The sequence below is a fragment of the Enterobacter hormaechei subsp. xiangfangensis genome (genome assembly GCF_001729785.1).
Lineage (GTDB): Bacteria > Pseudomonadota > Gammaproteobacteria > Enterobacterales > Enterobacteriaceae > Enterobacter > Enterobacter hormaechei_C.
In genome coordinates this window covers 560,142-582,837 of sequence record NZ_CP017183.1, presented here as the reverse complement: position 1 = coordinate 582,837, position 22,696 = coordinate 560,142, and the positions used below count along the sequence as shown (strand labels likewise).

The 22,696-nt window shown below is 53.8% G+C and carries 23 protein-coding genes; 11 read left to right on the top strand and 12 right to left on the bottom strand.

Annotation, left to right across the window (positions count from 1 at the left end):
• Window positions 1-9: 9 nt before the first annotated feature.
• The 4 genes from BFV63_RS02820 to BFV63_RS02805 form a co-directional block, all read right to left on the bottom strand.
• Complete coding sequence (locus BFV63_RS02820; RefSeq protein ID WP_003863058.1) at window positions 10-390, bottom strand: response regulator transcription factor; 381 nt, start codon at window positions 388-390, stop codon at window positions 10-12.
• Window positions 391-413: 23 nt separating this feature from the next.
• Entirely contained in the window at window positions 414-674 is a 261-nt protein-coding gene (locus tag BFV63_RS02815; protein WP_003863056.1) for a XapX domain-containing protein, read from the bottom strand.
• The gene (locus BFV63_RS02810) at window positions 671-892 is read right to left on the bottom strand and encodes a DUF1427 family protein (protein ID WP_003863054.1); all 222 of its coding nucleotides are present in this window, start codon (window positions 890-892) and stop codon (window positions 671-673) included. Before BFV63_RS02810 ends, BFV63_RS02815 begins: the two co-directional genes overlap by 4 nt.
• A 61-nt stretch (window positions 893-953) precedes the next feature.
• A complete protein-coding gene (locus BFV63_RS02805) occupies window positions 954-1,640 on the bottom strand; it encodes a hydrolase (RefSeq protein WP_003863053.1) in 687 nt (228 codons plus the stop codon).
• A 220-nt stretch (window positions 1,641-1,860) separates the two neighbouring features.
• On the opposite strand from BFV63_RS02805, the gene BFV63_RS02800 reads away from it, so the two are divergent.
• The 6 genes from BFV63_RS02800 (at window position 1,861) to BFV63_RS02775 (ending at window position 10,103) form a co-directional block, all read left to right on the top strand.
• Entirely contained in the window at window positions 1,861-3,732 is a 1,872-nt protein-coding gene (locus BFV63_RS02800) for an amidohydrolase (protein WP_048241446.1), read from the top strand.
• On the top strand, window positions 3,732-4,139 hold the full coding sequence (locus tag BFV63_RS02795) for a DoxX family protein (RefSeq protein ID WP_022646920.1): 408 nt from the start codon (window positions 3,732-3,734) through the stop codon (window positions 4,137-4,139). Before BFV63_RS02800 ends, BFV63_RS02795 begins: the two co-directional genes overlap by 1 nt.
• On the top strand, window positions 4,136-5,755 hold the full coding sequence (locus tag BFV63_RS02790) for an MFS transporter (protein ID WP_048241448.1): 1,620 nt from the start codon (window positions 4,136-4,138) through the stop codon (window positions 5,753-5,755). Before BFV63_RS02795 ends, BFV63_RS02790 begins: the two co-directional genes overlap by 4 nt.
• Before the next feature lie 30 nt (window positions 5,756-5,785).
• Complete coding sequence (locus tag BFV63_RS02785) at window positions 5,786-6,607, top strand: alpha/beta fold hydrolase (RefSeq protein WP_048241451.1); 822 nt, start codon at window positions 5,786-5,788, stop codon at window positions 6,605-6,607.
• A 131-nt stretch (window positions 6,608-6,738) separates the two neighbouring features.
• Entirely contained in the window at window positions 6,739-8,802 is a 2,064-nt protein-coding gene (locus BFV63_RS02780) for an McrB family protein (protein WP_032608431.1), read from the top strand.
• Window positions 8,799-10,103: an McrC family protein gene (locus BFV63_RS02775; RefSeq protein WP_032608430.1), complete on the top strand. Its 1,305-nt coding sequence runs from the start codon at window positions 8,799-8,801 to the stop codon at window positions 10,101-10,103. The genes BFV63_RS02780 and BFV63_RS02775 overlap by 4 nt, the downstream gene beginning before the upstream one ends.
• Before the next feature lie 34 nt (window positions 10,104-10,137).
• On the opposite strand, the gene BFV63_RS02770 is transcribed toward BFV63_RS02775, so the two are convergent.
• Window positions 10,138-11,532: an MFS transporter gene (locus tag BFV63_RS02770; RefSeq protein ID WP_048241453.1), complete on the bottom strand. Its 1,395-nt coding sequence runs from the start codon at window positions 11,530-11,532 to the stop codon at window positions 10,138-10,140.
• A 50-nt stretch (window positions 11,533-11,582) separates the two neighbouring features.
• Window positions 11,583-12,671 (bottom strand): cellulase family glycosylhydrolase, encoded by a 1,089-nt coding sequence (locus BFV63_RS02765; RefSeq protein ID WP_048241454.1) that lies wholly within the window; start codon window positions 12,669-12,671, stop codon window positions 11,583-11,585.
• Window positions 12,672-12,856: 185 nt separating this feature from the next.
• Here BFV63_RS02765 and BFV63_RS02760 point away from each other — a divergent pair, with 185 nt between their 5' ends.
• Window positions 12,857-13,864, top strand: coding sequence for a LacI family DNA-binding transcriptional regulator (locus BFV63_RS02760; protein WP_048241456.1), 1,008 nt, complete (start codon window positions 12,857-12,859; stop codon window positions 13,862-13,864).
• Here BFV63_RS02760 and fosA read toward each other — a convergent pair.
• Window positions 13,850-14,275 (bottom strand): FosA/FosA2 family fosfomycin resistance glutathione transferase, encoded by a 426-nt coding sequence (gene fosA, locus BFV63_RS02755; protein WP_048241458.1) that lies wholly within the window; start codon window positions 14,273-14,275, stop codon window positions 13,850-13,852. The genes BFV63_RS02760 and fosA overlap by 15 nt on opposite strands.
• A gap of 199 nt (window positions 14,276-14,474) precedes the next feature.
• On the opposite strand from fosA, the gene trpS reads away from it, so the two are divergent.
• A complete protein-coding gene (gene trpS / locus BFV63_RS02750; RefSeq protein WP_048241460.1) occupies window positions 14,475-15,479 on the top strand; it encodes a tryptophan--tRNA ligase in 1,005 nt (334 codons plus the stop codon).
• A 572-nt stretch (window positions 15,480-16,051) separates the two neighbouring features.
• On the opposite strand, the gene BFV63_RS02740 is transcribed toward trpS, so the two are convergent.
• The 4 genes from BFV63_RS02740 to BFV63_RS22325 form a co-directional block, all read right to left on the bottom strand.
• A complete protein-coding gene (locus BFV63_RS02740; RefSeq protein ID WP_023315311.1) occupies window positions 16,052-16,549 on the bottom strand; it encodes an Hcp family type VI secretion system effector in 498 nt (165 codons plus the stop codon).
• Window positions 16,550-16,567: 18 nt separating this feature from the next.
• The gene (locus BFV63_RS02735; protein WP_045345957.1) at window positions 16,568-16,900 is read right to left on the bottom strand and encodes a DUF1493 family protein; all 333 of its coding nucleotides are present in this window, start codon (window positions 16,898-16,900) and stop codon (window positions 16,568-16,570) included.
• The gene (locus BFV63_RS02730) at window positions 16,894-17,352 is read right to left on the bottom strand and encodes an STM2901 family protein (protein WP_045345955.1); all 459 of its coding nucleotides are present in this window, start codon (window positions 17,350-17,352) and stop codon (window positions 16,894-16,896) included. Before BFV63_RS02730 ends, BFV63_RS02735 begins: the two co-directional genes overlap by 7 nt.
• 216 nt (window positions 17,353-17,568) lie before the next feature.
• Window positions 17,569-18,036: a SymE family type I addiction module toxin gene (locus BFV63_RS22325; protein WP_072203119.1), complete on the bottom strand. Its 468-nt coding sequence runs from the start codon at window positions 18,034-18,036 to the stop codon at window positions 17,569-17,571.
• A 300-nt stretch (window positions 18,037-18,336) separates the two neighbouring features.
• Between BFV63_RS22325 and BFV63_RS02720 the strand changes: the two genes are divergently transcribed.
• The 3 genes from BFV63_RS02720 (at window position 18,337) to BFV63_RS02705 (ending at window position 21,442) form a co-directional block, all read left to right on the top strand.
• Entirely contained in the window at window positions 18,337-19,203 is an 867-nt protein-coding gene (locus tag BFV63_RS02720; RefSeq protein ID WP_045339567.1) for a phosphorothioated DNA-binding restriction endonuclease, read from the top strand.
• An 886-nt stretch (window positions 19,204-20,089) separates the two neighbouring features.
• A complete protein-coding gene (locus tag BFV63_RS02710; RefSeq protein ID WP_069597449.1) occupies window positions 20,090-20,785 on the top strand; it encodes a hypothetical protein in 696 nt (231 codons plus the stop codon).
• Window positions 20,786-21,442: a class I SAM-dependent methyltransferase gene (locus tag BFV63_RS02705; RefSeq protein ID WP_069597448.1), complete on the top strand. Its 657-nt coding sequence runs from the start codon at window positions 20,786-20,788 to the stop codon at window positions 21,440-21,442. It begins immediately after the preceding gene.
• Between the two features lie 326 nt (window positions 21,443-21,768).
• Here the strand turns inward: BFV63_RS02705 and BFV63_RS02700 are convergent, their stop codons facing one another.
• A complete protein-coding gene (locus BFV63_RS02700; RefSeq protein WP_069597447.1) occupies window positions 21,769-22,668 on the bottom strand; it encodes an SMEK domain-containing protein in 900 nt (299 codons plus the stop codon).
• Window positions 22,669-22,696: the final 28 nt, after the last annotated feature.

Genomic DNA, 22,696 nt, shown 5'->3' with positions numbered 1-22,696 from the left:
CCGCGATCCTTATTGTCGGCGGGTCAGCTCCCGCTGAATATGATCCAGCAGAATATCGATGTTAATCGGCTTACGCAAAAATGCAGCGGCGCCCAGACTGAGTGCATACCGCTGCATATTTTCATCAGCATGGCCGGAGATAAAGAGTATTGGCGGTGGCGGCATGGCCAGCAACCGCAGCTTCTCAAACAGCTCGATGCCGTTCATGCCGCGCAGCTTGATGTCGGCGATCACCAGCGACGCGCCGGACAGGGCGAGAGGGTGGCTCAAGAACACCTCTGCCGAATCGAAGGTATCGGTAGCATACCCTTCCGATTGCAGCAGGTTACTGAGCCCGCTGCGAACAGAGCGTTCGTCATCAATGATGGCAATGCGCCACGGCAGCGTCATGCTGTCTTTCCTCAAACAAATCGTTACGCGTCGCGGCTTTCCTTCGCGGGCGCTGGGGGCGCGGTACCACTGATCTTCGGTACGCATTCATGACGAAACCAGGCCAGGGTCAGCGGTTCGCGGCTCACCAGACGCCGTCCGATGGGGATCAGCTGTTCACCCACCAGCATGCCGAACAGGCCAAGCAGCGCGACGACCGGCGGCGCCGGGGAATGTACGTCGAGCAGGGCGTAAAGTACCCCAGCCGCGACCCCGCACACCAGCGAAATAATCCAGGCCTTCATGATGACGCTCCGGTCGGGTGTTGAACGTGGGGAACCGTCACCTGCACGGCAGCCGGATTATCGCGGGATAAAAGATGACGCATCGCCTGTTCACCCGCCAGCATCCCCAGCAGGCCAATCAGCGCCAGCGCGGGCGGCGCGGGGGAGCGCACCTTCAGCACGGCATACATCAGGCCAATCAACACGCCTGCCGCAAGGGATATCAGCCCAGTACTCATTGTGAACTCCAGAGAAAGAGGCAGCGGCGAGCCGGATGAGGGACCAGCCCGCCGACGGGACTTAGCGAGCCGGAACCGGCGCTAAGGTGCGGTGCTCGCTCTTCTGGCGAGACGGCGCTTTGTGCACCATGGTGTAGGCGTAATCCACGCCCATGCCGTAGGCGCCGGAGTGCTCGCGCACGATATCCATCACCGCGGTGTAGGTCTCTTTGCGCGCCCAGTCACGCTGCCACTCCAGCATCACCTGCTGCCAGGTCACCGGGATCACGCCCGCCTGGATCATGCGCTGCATCGCGAAGTCGTGGGCTTCTTTGGAGGTGCCGCCGGAGGCGTCCGCCACCATATAAATTTCGTAGTCGCCTTCCAGCATCGCGCACAGGGCAAAGCTGTTGTTGCACACTTCGGTCCACAGACCGGCGACAACCACTTTCTTCTTGCCGTTGGCCTTCAGCGCGTCACGCACTTTCTGGTCGTCCCAGGAGTTCATGGAGGTACGCTCCAGAATGTCCTGGCCCGGGAACACGTCCAGCAGTTCCGGATAGGTATTGCCGGAGAAGCTTTCAGTCTCAACGGTGGTGATGATGGTTGGGATGTTGAACACCTTAGCCGCTTTCGCCAGCGCCACGGTGTTGTTTTTCAGCACCTGGCGGTCAATAGACTGCACGCCGAACGCCATCTGCGGCTGGTGGTCGATGAAAATGATCTGACAGTTGGCAGGGGTTAAGACTTCGAGCTTAGAAGTGGTCATAAGATTATCCAGTGAGGTTAAAGGTTAAAATCGCCGCGAACAGCACGCCGATAAAATCGCGTTCATCCTATGACCCACAGCGCTGTGGTGTAATTATCTCTTCGTATAGTTAACCTTAGGTATAGTTATACTTTGGTATACCTATCCTATTGTATAACTGGATCTTTGCCGAAACCGGTTCCCATAATCCTGACCATTCCCCTCTTAGTCTGGAGCTCTTATGGTTACCCTCGGTAAAGCCGATCTCATTCTGGTTAACGGCCAGTTTCACACCGTCGATCGCGAGAATCCTCTCGCAGAAGCCGTTGCCGTGCGCGACGGAAAATTTCTGGAAGTGGGTACCGTCGCCGAGGTGATGCAGCACCACGGCGACGGCACCAAAGTGATCGATCTGAAAGGCCATACCGCCATCCCCGGCCTGAACGACTCGCACCTGCACCTGATCCGCGGCGGGCTGAACTACAACCTTGAGCTGCGCTGGGAAGGCGTGCCGTCGCTCGCCGACGCCCTGCGGATGCTGAAAGAGCAGGCGCTGCGCACGCCGTCGCCCCAGTGGGTGCGCGTGGTGGGCGGCTGGAGCGAGTTCCAGTTTGCCGAGCGCCGCATGCCAACCCTGGACGAAATTAACGACGCCGCGCCGGACACCCCGGTCTTCATCCTGCACCTGTACGACCGCGCCCTGCTCAACCGCGCCGCGCTGAAGGTGGTCGGCTACACCAAAGAGACGCCAAACCCGCCGGGCGGCGAGATCCAGCGCGACGCCAACGGTAACCCGACCGGGATGCTGATTGCCCGTCCGAACGCCATGATCCTCTACGCCACGCTGGCCAAAGGGCCGAAGCTGCCGCTGGAGCAGCAGGTGAACTCCACCCGCCAGTTCATGCGCGAGCTGAACCGTCTGGGGCTGACCAGCGCCATCGACGCGGGCGGCGGCTTCCAGAACTACCCGGAAGATTACGAGGTGATCGCCGAGCTGCACGAGAAAAAGCAGATGACCATCCGCATCGCCTACAACCTGTTTACCCAGCGTCCGGGCCACGAGCTGGAAGACTTTGAAAAATGGACCGACATGCTCACGCCGGGCCAGGGCAGCGACTTCTTACGCCACAACGGCGCGGGCGAGATGCTGGTCTTCTCCGCCGCCGATTTTGAAGACTTCCTCGAGCCGCGCCCGGACCTTGCGCCGGGCATGGAGGACGAGCTGGAGCGCGTGGTGCGCCATCTGGTGGAGCACCGCTGGCCGTTCCGCCTGCACGCCACCTATAACGAATCCATCAGCCGCATGCTGGACGTCTTCGAGAAGGTGAACCGCGACATTCCGTTCAACGGCCTGCACTGGTTCTTCGACCATGCGGAAACCGTCACCCAGGCCAACATCGACCGCATCAAAGCGCTGGGCGGCGGCATTGCCGTCCAGCACCGCATGGCCTTCCAGGGCGAGTATTTTGCCGAGCGCTACGGCATCGAAGCCACCCGCCACACGCCGCCGGTGGCAAAAATGCTCGAGACCGGCGTGCCGGTGGGCTTAGGGACGGACGCCACCCGCGTGGCGAGCTACAACCCGTGGACCGCGCTCTACTGGCTGGTCTCCGGTCGTACCGTCGGCGGGATGCAGATGTACGATCACAGCGCCCGTCTGGATCGCGATACCGCCCTGATGCTCTGGACCCAAGGCAGCGCGTGGTTCTCCAGCGAACAAAACCAGAAGGGGCAGATCAAGGTCGGCCAGCTCGCCGACCTGGCGGTGCTGAGCAAAGACTACTTCCGCGTGCCGGAAGAGGAGATCAAGGGCATCGAATCCGTCCTGACGGTGGTCAACGGCGATATCGTCTACGCCGCGGGCAGCTTTGGCCCGCTCGCGCCGCCGGCCATTCCGGTCCTGCCCGAGTGGTCCCCGGTGGTGAAGGTGCCGGGTCACTACCGCAGCGCGCCGCCGCAGGCCGCCCGCGTGGGCATGAGTGTGGCTCACCACTGTAGCGGCCCGTGCGGGGTTCACAGCCACCAGCATGACTTCGCCCGCACGTCAGCGATGCCGGTATCCGACGATAACGCTTTCTGGGGGGCGCTGGGTTGCAGCTGCTTTGCATTCTGATGAAACAAAATGACGCTTCGCCCCGGATCGATCCGGGGCTGTTCTTTCTGCGCCTGACCGGCAGCCTGCTGCTGCTTTACGTGCACGGCCTGCCGAAGGTGCTGCACTTCAGCGAAGAGCTGACGCGCATTGAAGATCCGTTCGGCTTCGGACCTTACGCCAGCCTGATCCCGGCGATTGTCGCCGAGGTGATCTGCCCGCTGTTTATCATTGCGGGCGTGTACACCCGCCTGGCGTGCCTGCCGATTATCGCCGTGCTGCTGGTGGCGATGCTGGCGGTCCACCCGAACTGGTCGATTGCCGAAGGGCAGTTTGGCTGGCTGCTGCTGATTATCTTCACCACCCTTGCCCTCACCGGGCCGGGCCAGTGGCGGCTGCAGCGTAAGGCAGCGGAGAGGTTCGCATGACCCAGGTTAACGACGTTCGCGACGCACACGTCGAGACGACGCCCGCACCGACGGTTTCGCCGTGGCAGCCGCTGAGCCAGCCGGTGTTCCGCATGCTGTGGATCGCCACGGTGGTCTCTAACGTCGGCTCATGGATGAGCGACGTCGGCATCAACTGGAGCATGCTGACCCTGAGCGCCGACCCGCTGGATATCGCGCTGGTACAGGCGGCGAGCAGCCTGCCGATGTTCCTCTTCGCCCTGCCGTCCGGGGTGATGGCGGACATCGTTGACCGACGTAAATACCTGCTCTTCTCCCAGCTATGGGTGTTCATCGCCGCCGCCGGGCTGACGGTGCTCTCCTTCACCGGACACGTCACCCCTACCGTTCTGCTGTTGGCGACGTTCCTGCTGAGCGTGGGCGCGGCGATGAGCTCGCCGCCGTTCCAGGCGATTGTGCCCGATCTGGTGAGCAAGCCCGAGCTGGGTTCCGCCGTGGCGCTTAACTCGCTCGGGGTCAATATCAGCCGGGCGATTGGCCCCGCGCTGGGCGGTTTTCTGCTGTCGCTTGCCGGACCGTGGATGGTGTTTGCCCTGAACGCGCTCTCCGTGGTCGGCGTGGCGTGGGTGCTGTGGCGCTGGCGTCCGGCGCCGTCCGTGCAGCGTTTGCCACCAGAGCACTTCTTCTCCGCGGTGCGCTCCGGCATTCGCTACGTGCACGCCGCCCCGGTGCTGCGCAACGTGCTGGTGCGCACCGTGGCGTTCTTCGTTTTCGGCAGCGCGGGCTGGGCACTGCTGCCGCTGGTGGCGCGCCGCGAGCTGGGCCTGGGCCCGGCGGGCTACGGCGTGATGCTGGCGTGCATTGGCCTGGGGGCCATTGCCGGGGCCATCCTGCTGCCGCGCCTGCGCCAGCGGCTGAACGCCGATCGCCTGATGGTGGCCGCGAGCCTGACCTTTGCCCTCACCATGCTGGCGCTGGCGTTCGTGCGCCACGTCTGGCTGCTCAACCTGTTTGAGTTCTTCACCGGCTTCGCGTGGATTGCGGTGCTCTCGACGCTGAACCTCGGCGCGCAGCGCAGCGCCGCCCGCTGGGTTAAGGCCCGCGCACTGGCGGTGTACCTGACGGTGTTCTTCGGCTCGATGACCGCAGGCAGCGCCATCTGGGGGCAGATTGCCTCTCAGTTCGGCACCCCGACCTCGCTGGTGGTCGCCACGCTGGGGATGGTGCTTGCAAGCGCGACGGCGTTCCGCTGGAAGCTGGAGAAAGATCCTGATTTAAACCTCGACCTGAGCGGCCAGCCGCTGGACGGCGTGGAGATCGAACTGCCGAACGAGCGCGGCCCGGTGCTGGTGTCGCACGAGTACATCATCGACCCGCAGAACGCGAAAGCGTTTTTGCAGGCGGTGCACGAGCTGCGCCGGGTGCGACGCCGCGCCGGGGCGATGAGCTGGGCGGTATACGAAGATATTGAGCGCCCCGGCCTGTTTATCGAGACCTTCCTGATGGGCTCCTGGATTGAGCATCTGCGCCAGCAGGAGCGCCACACCATGAATGACCTCCTGCTGCAGAGCCGCGTTCTGGCTTTTCATCAGGGCACAACATCACCGGCTATTCGCTACCTGGTCGCGCCGGTATAACCCTAACCATCACCTGTACAGGAACACACTATGGCAACGTTTAAGGCACAAGACGGCACGCAGATTTACTACAAAGATTGCGGCGCGGGCAAACCGGTTCTCTTCAGCCACGGCTGGCCGCTGGACGGCGACATGTGGGACAGCCAGCTGAACTACCTGGCCGAGCGCGGCTTCCGCGCCATCGCCTTTGACCGTCGCGGCTTTGGCCGCTCGGATCAGCCGTGGAACGGCTACGACTACGACACCTTTGCGTCCGACATTAACGACCTGATCACCACCCTGGACCTCCAGGACGTGACGCTGGTGGGCTTCTCCATGGGGGGCGGCGACGTGACCCGCTACATCAACAACTACGGCAGCGCGCGCGTGGCCGGTCTGGCGCTGCTGGGCGCGGTCACTCCGATCTTTGGTAAATCTGAGACCTTCCCGCAGGGTGTGGATCAGAGCGTGTTCGACGGCATTCGCGACGGGCTGCGTAAAGATCGCGCCCAGTTCATCAGCGACTTCGCCACCCCGTTCTACGGTATCAATGCCGGGCAGACCGTCTCTGCCGGCGCGCTGACCCAGACGCTGAACATCGCCCTGCTGGCGTCCCTGAAGGGCACCATCGACTGCGTGACCGCCTTCGCCGAAACCGACTTCCGCCCGGATATGGCGAAAATCGACGTGCCGACGCTGGTGATCCACGGCAGCAACGACCAGATCGTGCCGTTTGAAACGACCGGCAAGCTGGCGGCGGAGATGATCAAAAACGCCACGCTGAAGGTGTACGACAACGCGCCGCACGGCTTCGCGCTGACCCACCAGGATCAGCTCAACGAAGATCTGCTGGCGTTTGTGAAGTCGCTGTAAGTCTGAGGGCTGATGCCAACGGCGACAGCCCCCTTTTCACCTCAACCCACCTGAACAAGCAGTGACACTATTCAGATTAATCCTATAAAATACTGACCTTTACCGCCTTTACCCGACTTCCGGAGTTTATGATGGTTCAGGATCGCACCGCGTTAGCCCCCTTCTTTAATGAGCATATCAATAACAACAGCCGATACAGCCCTAAATGGGGGCCAGCCTATCACCAGATGGTCAAACGCGTAGCGACAGAGCGACCCGAGTTTCGTGATCAAAGCCTTATCAAGGCACTTTGGTATGAACGCTCCAACGGCGTCGCCAGCATTAAACAGGGTGGAATGTCGCAGAACGAATACAATGCGGCCCAGATTCACCTGCGGGAAATCACAACCCTGATGGCACAGGGCTGCACCCCGGCCGTATATGAAAAGGTGGTCAACAAGCTACAGGCGCTTAAGGCCAAATCCATTCTCAAGAAACAGTACTGGGCGTTGTGTCACCGGGCTTTTGCCACGCTGTACCCTGAGCGGGTTTCGAACGTGGTAAATACCAAAATGTTTTCCCGCATTTATAACTACTGTAATAACCGCTTCGGGCTTGGGCTCGCCGGGAAAGGGACGTGGTTTGAAAAAAACCTGGAGCTGAAGGCGGCTCTGAACCGCGAGCTGGGCGGCCATGTAGACCCTGTCGAACTCAATATGTCGCTGTGGCATCTCTACACGCATTTCATCAAAGATAAGAGCGATATCGGCCTGGTAGGTAGCGAGTCCTGGGCCGAAGACGACGATCAGGATACGGATGAGAGCGTGGCGGATGTTCCACTGAACGTCATTCTCTATGGCCCTCCGGGGACGGGTAAAACCTATTCCACCGTTGAGCATGCCGTCCGTGCCTGTGAACCCGCTGAGTATTCCCGCCTGCTGGATGGCCTTCAGGGCAGTGATTACCGAAACGCACTTAAAGCGCTTTATGACCGGCTGGTCTCCGAACAGCGCATCCGCTTTGTCACTTTCCACCAAAGCTTTGGTTATGAAGAGTTTATTGAAGGGCTACGCGCCGATACCACCCGTGACGGTAACGTTCGCTATGACATTAAATCCGGCGTCTTTAAGCAAATCTGTGAGGATGCGGCGTTTGGTTACGCAGGTGAACAGCTGGCGCTGAACGAGGCGCTATCAAAGTTTCAAAAAGAACTGCTGAATGGCGAAGCCGCCACGCTCAAAACGACATCAGGTAAACCGTTCGGCGTCACCTATAAAAGTGAAACGAACTTCGGCATCTTCCCTTTAAACAGCAAAAAAGGGGATCTGGGGAATGGATACAACGCCTACGTGAAGGACATCAAAGCTTGGTATCAGAACAACGGGATTGATATCCACAACGAGTCGTATGTCCGGGGTATCCTCAACTATCTTCATGATAATTATAATCTTCCCGTCACACCGAAAAAAAATGCACCGGCAAAACGCCAGAACTACGTGCTGATTGTTGACGAGATTAACCGTGGCAATATCTCCAAAATTTTCGGAGAGCTCATCACCTTAATTGAGAAATCCAAGCGCATGGGTGAACCCGAGGCCCTGAGCGTGACGCTACCCTATTCGGGCGAAAAATTCAGCGTGCCAAACAACCTGTTCCTGGTCGGCACCATGAATACCGCGGACCGTTCCCTGACCGCTCTGGACACCGCCCTGCGCCGCCGCTTCGAGTTTAAGGCCATGCTGCCGAAAGCCTCCATTCTGGAAGGCCACGTCATCAAAGGTATCGATCTCAAACGGCTACTGCAGATGCTCAATGAACGCATTGAGGCACTGTACGATAGCGAGCACACGCTCGGGCACGCTTTTTTCATACCGGTAATTGAGACGGAGGACGATGACGTTGCTTTCGCCCGTCTGCAGCGGGTGATTAAAAATAAAGTGCTGCCGCTGCTGGAGGAGTACTTTTACAACGACTGGCAGAAAATTCGTCTGGTCCTTGGAGATAACCAGAAGCAGGATCCCGCCCTGTGCTTCATCCGTTCGATCAAAAACGAGGGAAATATTCAGCGGCTGTTTGGAACGGATGCATCGGACGATCTGCAGGAAGAGGGAGAGCGCTATCACCTTGCAGGCGAAGACGATCCTGTCTGGAATAATGCCATCGCCTGGCGTCAGATTTACGATGCAGGTGCGCGAGGCGCGGAGAACGACGAATGACCGGGCGGCGGCAATGGTCCACCTTTGAATACGGTTATCTGGTCAGTAAAGAGGACAGCGGCCGGGTTAAGGACGCAGTGGAGCTTCCTCCGGCCTGTTTTGCGTGGCTGGAGCAATGCTGCCTGAACGACGATGCGGAATACGACGCGCGCCTGCTGACGCTGAAAACGGTCGGGCGCGTGAAGGTGCTGCAGGTGAAAAACTATGTCGGCGTCATTGCGCTGCCGGGAGGAGCGTTCATCGAGGTGTTGCCAAAGACCGGCCATGATAACGCCCGCGAACAGCTGATGATGATGCTGCGCACGCTGAAAACCTTCCGGCACATCGCCACAACCTCCGCCAGTATCAAAACCTCGCGCATGCCGCTGATGGATATCTTTATTCATCAATTTATCCAGAGCGTCCAGGCGGTCCTGCAGCAGGGTCTTAAGCGTGACTACCTTCGCCAGCAGGAGAATCTACCGTGGATGAAGGGAAAACTGCGGGTTTCAGCACAACTGTCGACAAATAGCGTTCGCCGGGATCGCTTTCAGGTGGAGTATGACGAGTACAGTGTTGACCGACCGGAGAACCGCATTCTCAAAACGGCCATCGATACGGTTTCGCGCCTGACCCGCAACCCTCAGCTCATCCAGCAGCTTCGCCCCTTGCAGTCGGCCTTCGAAGGTATTCCTCCCGTTGTTGATACCGCACACGCGTTCGATCTGGTTCGCCTCGACAGGCATATGCATCACTATGAACAGGCGCTGGAGTGGGCCAAATTGATCCTACACGGGGAGTCACCACTTTGTATGCAGGGTCATGCTGATGCCATATCGCTGCTCTTTCCAATGGAAGCGGTATTTGAATCCTTTGTTGCGGCGTGGATGAGGCATCATCATCATCAACGTTACCAAATTGATACCCAAGCAAAAACACACACTCTGGCTCGATATCACACCAGGTATATGTTTAGACTCAAGCCGGATATCTGGCTTCGCCCGTATGACACGTCGAAACATTCTTCAATTATTTGCGATACGAAATGGAAAAAGATTAAGCCTCATAAACCTGGCTTTAACATTTCGCAAAGCGATCTTTACCAGATGCTGGCCTACGGAACGAAATATCTCGATAGCCGCGGCGATATGATCCTGATCTACCCGCAGCATGACGGTTTTAGCGATGCGCTTCCCCATCCCTTCGAACTTCATAAGCCGGACAGCCATGCGCTACGTTTGTGGATCGTCCCTTTTACCATCGGAACCAGTATTCAGAGCTCAATACTCCACCTCCCCGAGTCCCTGAAGCTGCGGAATTAGAAGCAGACGCCTGCAAAGCAGGCGTCTGAAGCGATTAATTGACCGATACCGGGCGGGTCAACGCCTCATCCACGATGCCATTCTGCTCGCTCCCCCGCCTGCGCTCCGCCAGCAGCCGACACACTTCCGCATGCTTCTCCTCGGTAAAGGTAAAGCGCGACATAAAGCCCATGCGGATCAGCGAGCCTATCGCCGGTAACAAACAAATGCCGAAGAACAGCCCCGCCAGCACGCTATCGCTCTGGGCCTGCGCCTGCGGCACATAGTCGATCATCGTCAGAAACACGCCGATTAACCCGCCGCCTACCGCCACCGACATCTTGCCGGTGAAGGTCTGCCCGGAGAAAGTGATCGCCGCGCAGCGCTTGTTAGTGTGGTACTCCGCGTACTCGATGGTGTCGGCAATCATCGACGAGGTGAGGATGTTGGTCATCATCACGAACAGCGTGCTCAGGCCGAGCAGAATAAACAGCATCGTCACTTGCTGATACCCGACAAACCACATCACCACGCGCACCGCCACGTCCAGCCCGCAGAGGATCATAAACAGCTTCCGCTTCTGGATTCGGCGCGTCAGCATCGGCGCGACCAGGCACAGCACCGCCGCCACGATCCCCATCACGCCAATCGCCATCTGCAGGCTGCCGTCGCCCAGATTGTTGATAAAGAAGTAGATGTACAGACCGCCCGCCACGTTGTGGAACACGCAGAAGAAGAACGACAGCAGGACGATAAACAGCGGCTTGTTCTGGCGCAGGTTGTGGAAGGTGTCGCGAATGGTCACCTTTTCCGGGCTCGGCGGCACGCGCTCTTTGATCTGCATAAAGCCGTTGAGCATCAGCGGCAGGCCCACCAGCATCATCACCAGCGCCGCCATAAAGTAGCCTTTATCGCTGCTGTACTGGGCGAAGAACGCCGCCAGCTTCGGGAAGAAGATGTTGGCGCAGGCAATCCCCGCGTTCACCCCGAGCATCGCCGCCGTCACCGCGCGGGTGCGCTGGGCGGAGTCGTTGGTCATCACAGACGACATCGACCAGAACGGGATATCGGAGATGGCGTACAGCGTTCCCCACAGGATATACGTCACACCGGCGTAGAGGATTTTGGTGGTCATATCCGCTTCGATTTTATAGAACGACAGCAGCGTGACGCCGGTAATCAGCAGCGGGGCGATCAGCAAAAAGTGGCGAAACTTGCCGAACCGGCTGTTAATGGTATCCATAATGCTGGCAAACAGCGGATCGTGAACCGCGTCCCACGCGCGGGCAATCAGGAAGATGGTACTGGCCGCCAGCGCCGAGATCCCCAGCACGTCGGTGTAAAAATAGTTAATAAACGAACCCACTAAACCAAAGCTAAAACACTGACCTAAACCATAGCCAAAATAAGACCACAGCTCGCGAGACGGTATTTTCATTGTCATTGCCATTGTTATATGCCTGCCTGGTTGCCCGGCGGTCGGCCGCCGGGTCGATATTATTAGTCCTGCGCCTGCGGGGCGATCTTGCGCAGCTGCTGCATCAGGGCGATTTCACGGCGCGAGAACGGAATGCCGTTCTCCTCGAACACGTCGTGGAACCAGAGGCGGCAGTAGTCCGTGGACTCCTTCATCACCACCGGCCACGGCAGCCACGTCTGGGTTTTGCCACGCACCAGCCCCCACTGGTATGGCGCGACCTTCGCCGCGTACATCAGCGGAAGCTGCTCTTCGATGGTGCTGCCCACGTGGCGCGCCAGCCATTCGGTGCAGAACAGCGGGCGACCGAGCTGTTGCAGCTGCTGAATAATCGCCGTCATGCGGCCAGTATGGGTGTAAGCGTGGAAGCTCACCACGTCCGAGAGTGCCAGTGCGGTCTGGTCCAGCGGATGCCGGAAGAACGTCTCGCCCTCCTCTTCCGGTGGCAGACGCCACGCGCAGACGGTGAGCGGCTGGGTTGGGTCTTCTTCACGCACCCACTGGAACGCCAGCTTCATCAACTCGTGCGCGCAGGTCTCCAGCTTCGCGTCGTACTGCACCTCCTGCGTGCCCGTCGCGAAAATGCCGCGGTTGCCCGGCTCGTTGTAGAGATCCCACAGCAGCACGCGCTTATCGTCGCGGAACTGGCGGACGACGTCGCGGATATAGCGCTCAATCTGCGGCCAGCAGTCGGGATCGCACACCTTGCCGCGCCCCGGGCTCGCCGCCGCCTGACTGTTGTGCTTGCCCGGTACCGGCGGCTTTTGCGGGCCGAGGTACGGCTCGTCGCCGGAGAAGCCGCAGTCGTCCATCAGGGTCAGCATGGTGCTGAAGCCGCGACCGTCGGCAATCGTCAAAAAGCTGTCGATGCGCGCCATCAGCCCGTCGCGGTCGTGCTCCCAGACGATAAACGGCAGATTAATGCGCAGGGTGTTATAGCCCGCCTCCGCCGCCCAGCCCAGCTCACGCTCGATGGTTGCGGCATCGAAGGTCTCTTCCTGCCAGATATCGGTCCAGTTCACCGCCGTCGACGGCAGATAGTTAAACCCGCACAGCCAGCCCTTCTGCTGATACCACGCCTGTGCCTGCTCCCTGCTCCACTGCTCTTTCATTACGCGTCCTCTTACTGATAATATTTAGCTAATAAATATTAGTTGCAGGATAAATGCGCAAATCACGGCGTTTAGAAAAGCGATGTCCCTCACAAAGTTCACGCTTCGATGATTGAGAAACGTGATCGACGGCGCGGAAGCGTGCGGTTAGGGTATGATGCGAATTCGCGAAAGGGAGAGGACGGATGAAGCGAAAAACGAAAGTGACGATGAACGATATTGCGCGGGCGGCAGGGGTGTCGCAGGCGACGGTATCGCTGGTGCTTAACCAGTCCCGCAACATCAAGCTCAGCGACGACACCCGCCAGCGGGTCATCGGCGTCGCTACCGAGCTCGGCTACGACCGCCTCCCCGCCGTTCACGCCCCGCGCAACCAGGAAGAGATCGCCCTGCTGGTCAGTTCCATGCAGAGCTTTGACCCGTTTATCGACGCCATCAGCCAGGCGCGGGAAGCGGCGTGGCGCAACGAGACTCTGCTCACCGTCTACGACTACGGCGACGACATCGAGCTGGCGCTGAACATCATCCGCCAGCTGGAGAAGCGCAACTGCATCGGGATTGTCCTCGCCTCACCGGTCACCACGCTGGTCGACATGACGGCCTTCCAGGACTGCACCCGCATCCCGCTGGTGCTGCTCAACCAGCGCGACCCCGGCTCGCCGCTGCTGCCGTCGTTTATCCCGGACGACTACGCCAACGCCTTCCAGGTGACGAAACACCTCATCGCCTGCGGGGCCACGCGCATCGCCCACATCACCGGCGAGAGCTGGATGGAAGCCTCGCGCCAGCGTCTGGCGGGCTACCAGGCCGCGCTGCAGCAGGCCGGACTCGCGTGCGACGACGGTCTGGTGCGCCAGACCAACTGGCAGTTCAGCGAGTCCTTTACCGCCACCACCTCCCTGCTGGAACTGGCCGAGCGCCCGGACGCCATCTTCTGCGCCAGCGACTGGCTGGCGATTGGCTGCTATCAGGCGCTGGCGGTGAACGGCGTGCGCATCCCGCAGGACATGCTGCTGGCGGGCTACGACGACCAGAAGATTTCCGAGCAGCTCACCCCGCCGCTGACCAGTATCCAGCTGCCCTACAGCGAGCTGGGACGGCTGGCGGTGGAGTACCTGTGCAATCAGGAAGATGCCGCCACGCACGTGACGCTGGCGGGCAGGCTGAAGGTACGCGCCTCAAGCCTCGTCTGAGGCAAACACCATGCCCGAATAGGGCTTCTCGCGACACGCCGCCAGCCGCGCGGCGAGGCTGCCCACGTGCAGCTCCAGCTTGTGCCCGTCCGGGTCGAGAAAATAGAACGACGCCCCCTCGCTTTTGTTCTGCTTCCAGACGGTGACGCCCGCCTGCTCCAGCCTGTGCGAGAACGGTTCAAAATCTTCTTCCGCCACGGTAAATGCGTAGTGGGTGTAGTCGCTCTCCTGCGGCGGCACGTACCGGCGCGCCTCGTCGTACGACAGGCAGACCCACAGTTCGCCGCAGGTGAGATAGGCCCCGGTATTCCAGCGGGCGTGCAGCTCTAGCCCCAGCAGTTCGTGCCAGAAGGTGACGCTTTTTTGCAGGTCGCTGACCGCGAGGGTCAGATGGTTGAGTGATTGCAGCATGACGTGCCCTTTTGTTTTTCGCGCCGGACGTGATACGGTAAAGAGATGAACATAAACCACGCCGTGCTCACCGTAAACCGCTGGTGGCTGCCTTCTTAAAGGCGGCACGGAGTAGTTTTCCCCATTTTCAGATAGCCGCCGAAAGGCGGCTTTCACACATCTAAGACCCCTTTCGGCAATTGCACATTAAGGAGTCTTTATGAACGCACCCACCATCCTCACCGGCGATCGTCCAACCGGCCCGCTGCACCTTGGCCATTTCGTCGGATCGCTGCGCCAGCGCGTGGCGCTCCAGCACACGCACAACCAGTTTGTGCTGATTGCCGACCTGCAGGGCCTGACCGACAACGGCAGCAACCCGCAAAAAATTCGCGACAACATCCCCGAAGTGCTGGCCGACTACCTCGCCGCCGGCATCGACCCGAACCTGACTACCATCTGCCTGCAGTCCGCCCTGCCCGCCCTCGCCGAGCTGACGATGCTGTACATGAACATCGTCACCGTCGCCCGCGTGGAGCGTAACCCGACGGTGAAAAACGAGATTGCGCAGAAGGGCTTTGCCCGCTCGCTGCCGGTCGGGTTTATGGCCTACCCCATCAGCCAGGCGGCGGACATCACCGCGTTCAAGGCCGAGTGCGTGCCGGTCGGCGACGACCAGCTGCCTATGATTGAGCAGACCAACGAGATTGTGCACAAGATGAACAACCTGCTGCCCGCCCCGGTACTGCGCCACTGCAAGGCGATGCTGAGCGACACCAGCCGCCTGCCCGGCATCGACGGCAGCGCCAAGATGTCGAAATCGCTGGGCAACACGCTGCACCTTTCGGCCAGCGAAGAGACCATTCATCGCGCGGTAAGCGCCATGTACACCGACCCGAACCACCTGAAGGTGAGCGACCCGGGGGAGATTGAGGGGAACGTGGTGTTTACGTATCTCGATGCGTTTCATCCGGACAAGGCCAAAGTGGCGGCAATGAAGGCGCACTATCAGGCGGGTGGGCTGGGAGACCGGGCGTGTAAGAACGAACTGGAGGGTTGTTTGCAGGAGCTGATTGCGCCGATGCGGGAGCGGAGGGCGATGTATATGCGGGATAAGGGGGAGCTGATGGCGATGCTGAAGCGCGGGACCGAACGGGCGCAAGGGGTGACGCTGGAGACGCTGAGGGAGGTGAAGGTTGGGCTGGGGGTGCCGGTGTTTAGTTAAAGCAGGTTTAGCGGTGGAGTGCGGGGGATTAGCATGAAGCCGCTAACTTGATTATTGCGGAAATAAGCAAGGCGCAAAAATTCTTAAATACATTATTAGCCATTGTTGTTTGTCATTCTGTTAAGAGCGCTATATTCATAGACTTTTTATTTTTTAACCGTCTCGGCAAATGCTATGGGCAAGTTTATTATTTACATGCTGAATATATTATTCTGTGGTTATGTACTGGCTACATGCCTCATTTCTTTGGTTAGTTTTGATAACTGGGAGGACCGTACAATCGCAATAACAATCATATTAGGAAGTGCACAACTTATTGCGACATTACTTAATCGGGCACTGCCTCATAAGTTACATATTTTAGGGAGGATAGCTGAACTGATAGAAGGTCCGCTATTAGTGATTGGCGCAATTGTGTGTCTGGATGTGTTTGAACCCTGGCCTATGAAGATTATTGGCATGTTTGCGTGGGTTATTTTTATGATGTTTCGGCCATCATTTACGAAAAGGAATAAAGAATGATATTCTCTGCCCGCACAAACGAAACGCTGGCGGGCAAGTTCAAGATAGAATCAAGCAGCGGAACCTGATGTTGGACGTTCGTTCCACGCGTCGTGCGCTAACAAGTTACCGTCCTTGTACAAATGGGTAATCTTCTCATAATTAAACGCCACTTCCTCCATATGCCCCGTCCCCGGACAGCCTCGGGTGTCGTACATTACTGGACTCACAGAAATGACCTTAACGTTCTCGAGCGTGATTCGGTAATACTCCTCCTCTTGCCCGGAATAGTTAATATGGTAAAACCTGAATTCTGCCGTTTTAAGGGTCTGACCCGTTGCTGCCGCTTTGAACAGATAGGGCGAAGAGCTATCCAGTTCCTTGGTAAACTGAAACGGCGAATGTTGGCGAGTGCCGGTGACCTTGCCCGTTGCCGAGTCTGTTGGTAGGCTAAGGTTATGTTGTAATCCTCTTAGCTCAATACTTCCTTCCCTTTGTGCAACGTCACAAGAACCACAAATCATTGTGCCGCCGTCATTAGTTAAAAAAAGATGTACAGGTACGGCCATTCTATTGCTCCTTGCATTTTAGTCGTATAACCATTTACCCGCTTTTGCGGATTCGATAAGCATTCCAATAGTGAAATCTGGAACCATCACCACTGGGAATTTTTTGAATGGATTCCATGAAAAAGGCTCATCAGGATAGTAGGTGTTTATGTTAAAATTCCCTCTATCAACATTAAATTCTTTAAAAAACTCGTCCATCAAATCTTCTGCTTCAGTGACATCAAGCTGCATGTCAGTATCCAAATCAGTTTTTGCATTCAGTAATTTTTGCTTCTCTTCGTTATTCATTAGATAAACGCCGTTATAGCGTCTGACTAAGGCGTAGATGCGCTGCTCAATATTCTCTACCATAGTTTGTCGCTGCCCCGCGCAATTCGATTATAATCACGTATTGCAGCATAGGTGATTAGTGATACATCAGCGACTAATATCACTATGCCTATTAACGGTATTGTCCTGCCAACAAACGCACTCACTTTCGATACCATTCGACACTTTACTGTCCACGGAGTGTACCCACCAACCCAGGTAGGCAGCTTAATGCCATAAGGAAATTTCGCCTGTTTGAAATAGTTCCTCATGGCTTTCGAGGCTCGGGACGTTCCTTCCGTAGCTCCCGCGGGTTTCTTTCTAGTCGTTTGATTATTAGCACCACTGTATAACGCAGCAATTCCTGCCACATCGTCAATACCAAAATGATCGGCAATTGATTCACAGTAGATCATAAAAAAAAGTCCTGCCGCGGTAAGATTGGTTCTGCCAGCATAAAAATACGTTTCATTTAGTTCTTCTGTTGTGTCCATAGTTCATTCCATTGAGTTGCTCCAGTAAGAATCATAAATGCTGGACAATAACTAAATTGAGATCTCCAGCATACTTCTGTAAAACCTTCTAATATAATCACAATGATCAAAACACAGCTATAACATTCAGTTCAATTATATTATTGAAAAAATAGACTACGCCTTCCACTAATTTAAACACCCTCGATTTAGGATCAAGGGTGTTCCAATTCGATATTATTTTGCCTGTCCTATATTGCGCTTAACTACCGGGATATCTCCAGTATCATTCAGCGCTCCCGGAAACGTCTTCAACCACTGCGCGACTTTTTGCTTATTTATATTCACCACACTCATACCTTTCAGGCATCCCCATAATTCTCTTGTATGTTGTGGCGTAATCACAATGCAGTCTTTCATGGCGCGGATTTTCACCGGCATGCCGTCGATAAAGCCCGCACGTTTTAACCAGTCGCCGCCCAAAAGAAGGTATTTCATATCGATGCGTGCATAGAGTTCGCAGCAGGCGGCACTGTCCTGCGGCGTTTCCGCGCGGAGATGAATGGGTGCCGCGTTGGGTTGGTTGCCGTGAAGACGGCGGGCGCTGTTTTTGCGTACCAGCTCGCGGTTTTCAATCACGCCGGTGAAAGCGTCTGATTCTGTTTTGCAAATAGTAAACTCTGGCTTAAAATTCGTCGCAGCCATTTTCAACTCCTGTCTAGTTGGTTGTGGTTAGCGGTATGGGGGTGTTGCAGCACCTTCATATCGCGAATTCTTCGTTAAATATTCCTCGATACTACTTTTGCCGTTCGGCGTAATCTCTGGTGCCCATTATACAGGGCTGAATATAAATACAGCGGTTTGGTGTGGGGTAAATTTAGAATTTGCGAGGGGGATTCAGGAAATAAGGTTCTGTGGGGTAAGGTCATGTTTTTGTTGGTTACAGGTTGATTGGTCTGAGTTTTGCGAGCATCATCGCAATTATTTACCCTCTTCCGTAACGCGATGGCTTCCAGCAAAACTCTCGAACAGGCAATTGCCGACATCACCATCTGGCGCAAAGGCGAACAGCGTGCGCCGCATAAGCCTTTATTGCTTCTGTACGTGCTGGCGAGCTATCAGCAGGGGCATGCACGACTGTTTGATTACGGTACTGAGGTCCACGAACAGTTGCTTAGCCTGCTAGAACGCTTTGGCCCACAGAGGAAGGCGCATTACCCAAATATGCCCTTCTGGAGGCTCAAAGGGGACGGCTTTTGGGATCTGAAGAATACTGAGTTTTGTTTGACCACTGGCAGTAAGCAGCCGCCCGTTAAAGAACTTGTGGAACATAACGTCGCAGGCGGGTTTGATGAAGAACACTTTGCGCTGCTGAATAAGAACAAAAACCTGATAGGCTCGCTGGCGCAGCAGATCCTTGAAGCGCATTTTCCCGAAAGCATTCAGGAAGAGATCGCGGATGAGATGGGTTTTGATATTCAGCAGATCCGTAAGGTTCGCGATCCGCTGTTCCGCCAGCAGGTGCTGCGTGCCTATAACTATGAGTGCGCAATCTGCGGGTTTAACATGCGGCATGATAACGCCTCTGTTGGACTTGAAGCCGCGCATATCAAGTGGAAGCAGTTTGGCGGACCGTGTGAGATCCAGAACGGACTGGCACTGTGTGCGATTCATCATAAGGCGTTTGATAAGGGATCGATTGGGCTGGATGAGAGTATGCGGGTGCTGGTTTCCGAGGCGGTGAATGGGGGCGGGATTGTTGGGCGGCTGTTCTGGGATTTTGCCGGGAAGCAGATTGCGTTGCCGATGGTGAAAGGGAACTATCCAAAGGAGGGATATGTAGAGTGGCATCGTAGGGAGGTGTTTAGATGATGAGTGCGAAGGCCGGACTCGAATTTCACACCCAATAGACTGATATCAATGTAGTTTATAATTAGGAATAAGTAATTATACCCGCACTTGTACCCACAAATTAAATCCGTACAAAAAGTAGACATTGAAAGTGGGTATAAAGCCATATCAGTAGACCACCAATATGGCTGTCGAAGCAAGATTCAGGCAGGCAGGAACGTTTTCTTCAGAGGCAACACCTCCCTCAGGGCAAAGTCAGCTGTCGGTGTAAAACGAACACTCACTGTTACTATGCTAGTTCCCATGGCAAATCTCTGCGTCTATTAACAGGTTTCAGAGTGCCCCCGTTTCTCAATTGTTGAGCGGCCCAACGAATGTCATATTGCCACGTATACAATATATCGCCGGAATCCCTAAGCTCAGCCTCGTAGCTGTCCCATACATACTTTGAGACTTCACGTGGCCAAGCACTACCGCCCCGTTTCTGAAGACACTCGATGATCCATTGTTTCATGCTTTCCCTAGTTACCGTCATATACCCTAGCCTTCACTCGTTGTTCGATATATCACAATACTAGCATTGACTGCTTCTGGCACAAGATGGACAGAATCTAGGCGCTTGTTGTCTGCTATGAGCGATGAACGGACATCGAAGCTTCGGTACTGATGATGGATTTTGGTTGCTTAAAGCATTACAGGTGCCAGTGTGGAAGTGACATACATAAAAGTGGATGCAGTCAGAATAGATATTTGCACAGTAGGTTTCTTTGAGGACTAGATCAATCAAAAAGATTTAGATAAAATTGCAGTGTTAAATTAAGAAACCAAGGACGATTAAGCTTTAAATGCGTTAGTTGCGTTGTGTGATTATAGAAAATTAGCGCTTTTTGAATGCTTGGAGAGTGAAATGTTAGAACCACCAAAGAATTATAATGAAATGTTGCCTATGCTCCATAAGGCAACTTTTATTACTACATTTATATTTTATCTATCATTAGTTGTTTATGGCTACATGCCATTAGTTGGCATTAATGCCAAGTACATCCCCCCAATTAAAGACTACGAAGAGTTTATTAAGTGGATATTAACATTTGGTATATTACCAATTGCATTTTCAATTTTCTGGTCAGTTATTAGCGGAGCTTTAGATCTACATAATAACGTGGCAAAAATCATTGGGGTAAGAAAGGCATGGGATAACTTCTTAATTATTAAACCACTAGCGAAAATCGCAGGCGTTACGAGAAAGCTAACCAGTGATGAATCTTACAAGGTAATGAGTAAACTGTATTACCCAGAAGTTAAAGAGTTAAAAGATAAACATTACGTTGAGCTTTTCTGGAACAAGGTTTATTACTTTTGGGTTTTCTTTGAACATACAGTAATTGCATTTATTACTGTTTTAGTAATAAGTTTAGCTAAATTAACTAATCTATTCTCCGTTACTGGTTCTTTAAATAACCTTTGGTTGTGGATTATTTCTCTTGTTGTCTTCAATTTTCTGATTTTTATAGCCTCTGTTAAACCAAGAACTGAAAGTCAAGTAAGACAAATACCTGATGATAAAATAAAGGAATTCTTTAATAATAACAACATTTGTTAAATGGAGTTAGTTTTGAATTACAAGATAAATGGAATAATCATACGTTCAGAAAATGCAGCCAAACCGCATACCATGCCATCTAGCTATCTCTGCGATCATATTAAAAACTCTATTAAAAAAGGTAGCGCACTTGATTTTGGATGTGGAAAGCTTAGATATTCAGGACAATTAGTAAATAAATTTGAAACTGTGACATTTTTAGATTCCAGAAAACAGCTAGAAAGAGTGCAAATTATCAGAGGTGTACAAACCACAATTCCAGATTATGTGGCTAATAACTATAGAAATGCTAATGTTGTTTCTTTTGAAAGTATAGATAAAATAACGAATCTTTATGATTTCATACTTTGCGCAAACGTGCTTTCCGCTATTCCATGTAAATCCACAATTTACAAAATCATTAGTGCGATTAGAGAATTATTAAAGAGTGATGGTGAAGCAATGATTGTCAATCAATACAAAAGCTCTTATTTCAAGAAGTATGAGAGTGGAATTAAGCATTTGCATGGGTATATATACCAAAACTCTCGCAATGCTTCCTATTATGGTTTGCTGGATGAGAATACTGTAAGTGAAATTTGCTTAGATAACAAATTGGCAATAATAAAGTCATGGAGTAAAGCAGGCAGTTCATATGTGGTTGTTGGTAAAAAATAAGCATATTTAGTCTATTTCAAAAAAATCTTAGAAGGTGCTTTTTACTTATTAGTTCGCTGGGGCGAGTCAATATGACCCGCCCCTCAGTTTTGCATATTTACAGATTTTGGTCAAAGCTTTGGCGGAGTTTAGTACGAATTTTTCCTGAGCTTTTCCTATTCTAAATAGTGAGACTCGCTTATGTTAACAGCTCCTTGTACATAGATGCCTTCTCCAACAGGGCTGCTATGAGCGAAGAGATAATGTCGATAAACAATAAAAAGGCTCCAAATAAATATTATTCAATGAAGCCTGCTAATCAATATCTGTAATTACTAAGTCGCCACTTATAAATCAACAATATTTAGTGCTATGTCAATGTTATTTAGACTTGCAATCTCTGATGAATCGTTTGCTATTTTAGCTTTTAATTTATCAATGGCAATCATATCTTCATAGCTGATACAAACCATATCACCTTGGTTAACTTTTGATTTATTCACTATAGCTTGAATGACAGACAGATCATCCATTACACCTCTCAGGAATTTAACCATACTTTGATCATTGAAGTCAGATATCGATTTTGAACGTTGCTTACGTTGGATTGTTCCTTTTGTAATTAATTCATTAATTTCCTTTAAACCGATAAGCATATCAGATATGCTGCCTTCGCAACTCATGCGGTGTTTAATTGCATTGCGATTAATAACATTGAGTATTATTTCGAGTGAATCTTTATCACTCCATGGGTGTAATGACGCATAATCCTGATGACGACGAATGGCATCAAGCATATCATGGATCATATTTTCATCTGCTTTATCGCAAAGTTCATTTACGAAATAGCCGGGATCGATTATTTTACAATAATTTGGAGCTGAATATTTTGAGGTTTTACAAAAACCAAAAATATATAAAAGAGAGTATTTGTCTTTTAGACTCACTCCTAATTCATTTGTCTTTTCAAAGGCTGCGATGGTTTTTTTAATTTTTGCCGGACTTGCATTCGTAGTAACTTGAACCGCTACCATTTTTTGATTGTCAGCTAAATCAATGGCGGGAAAGTTGACTTTAATCTGATTCATATTTTCCAGCTCTCCCATTTTCAGCGCACGAAACATGAAGATGGTCAATGACTCAATCATTCTTTCCATGTCATGAAATCCAGCCTGTTTGCGTTGCGCGATATAAAGCTGAAGTAGTGCAATGTCACTCTGTAAGTTTCTAATAAGTGGGTCAATCATAGCTAATGATCCTTTTCAATTAAGCAGG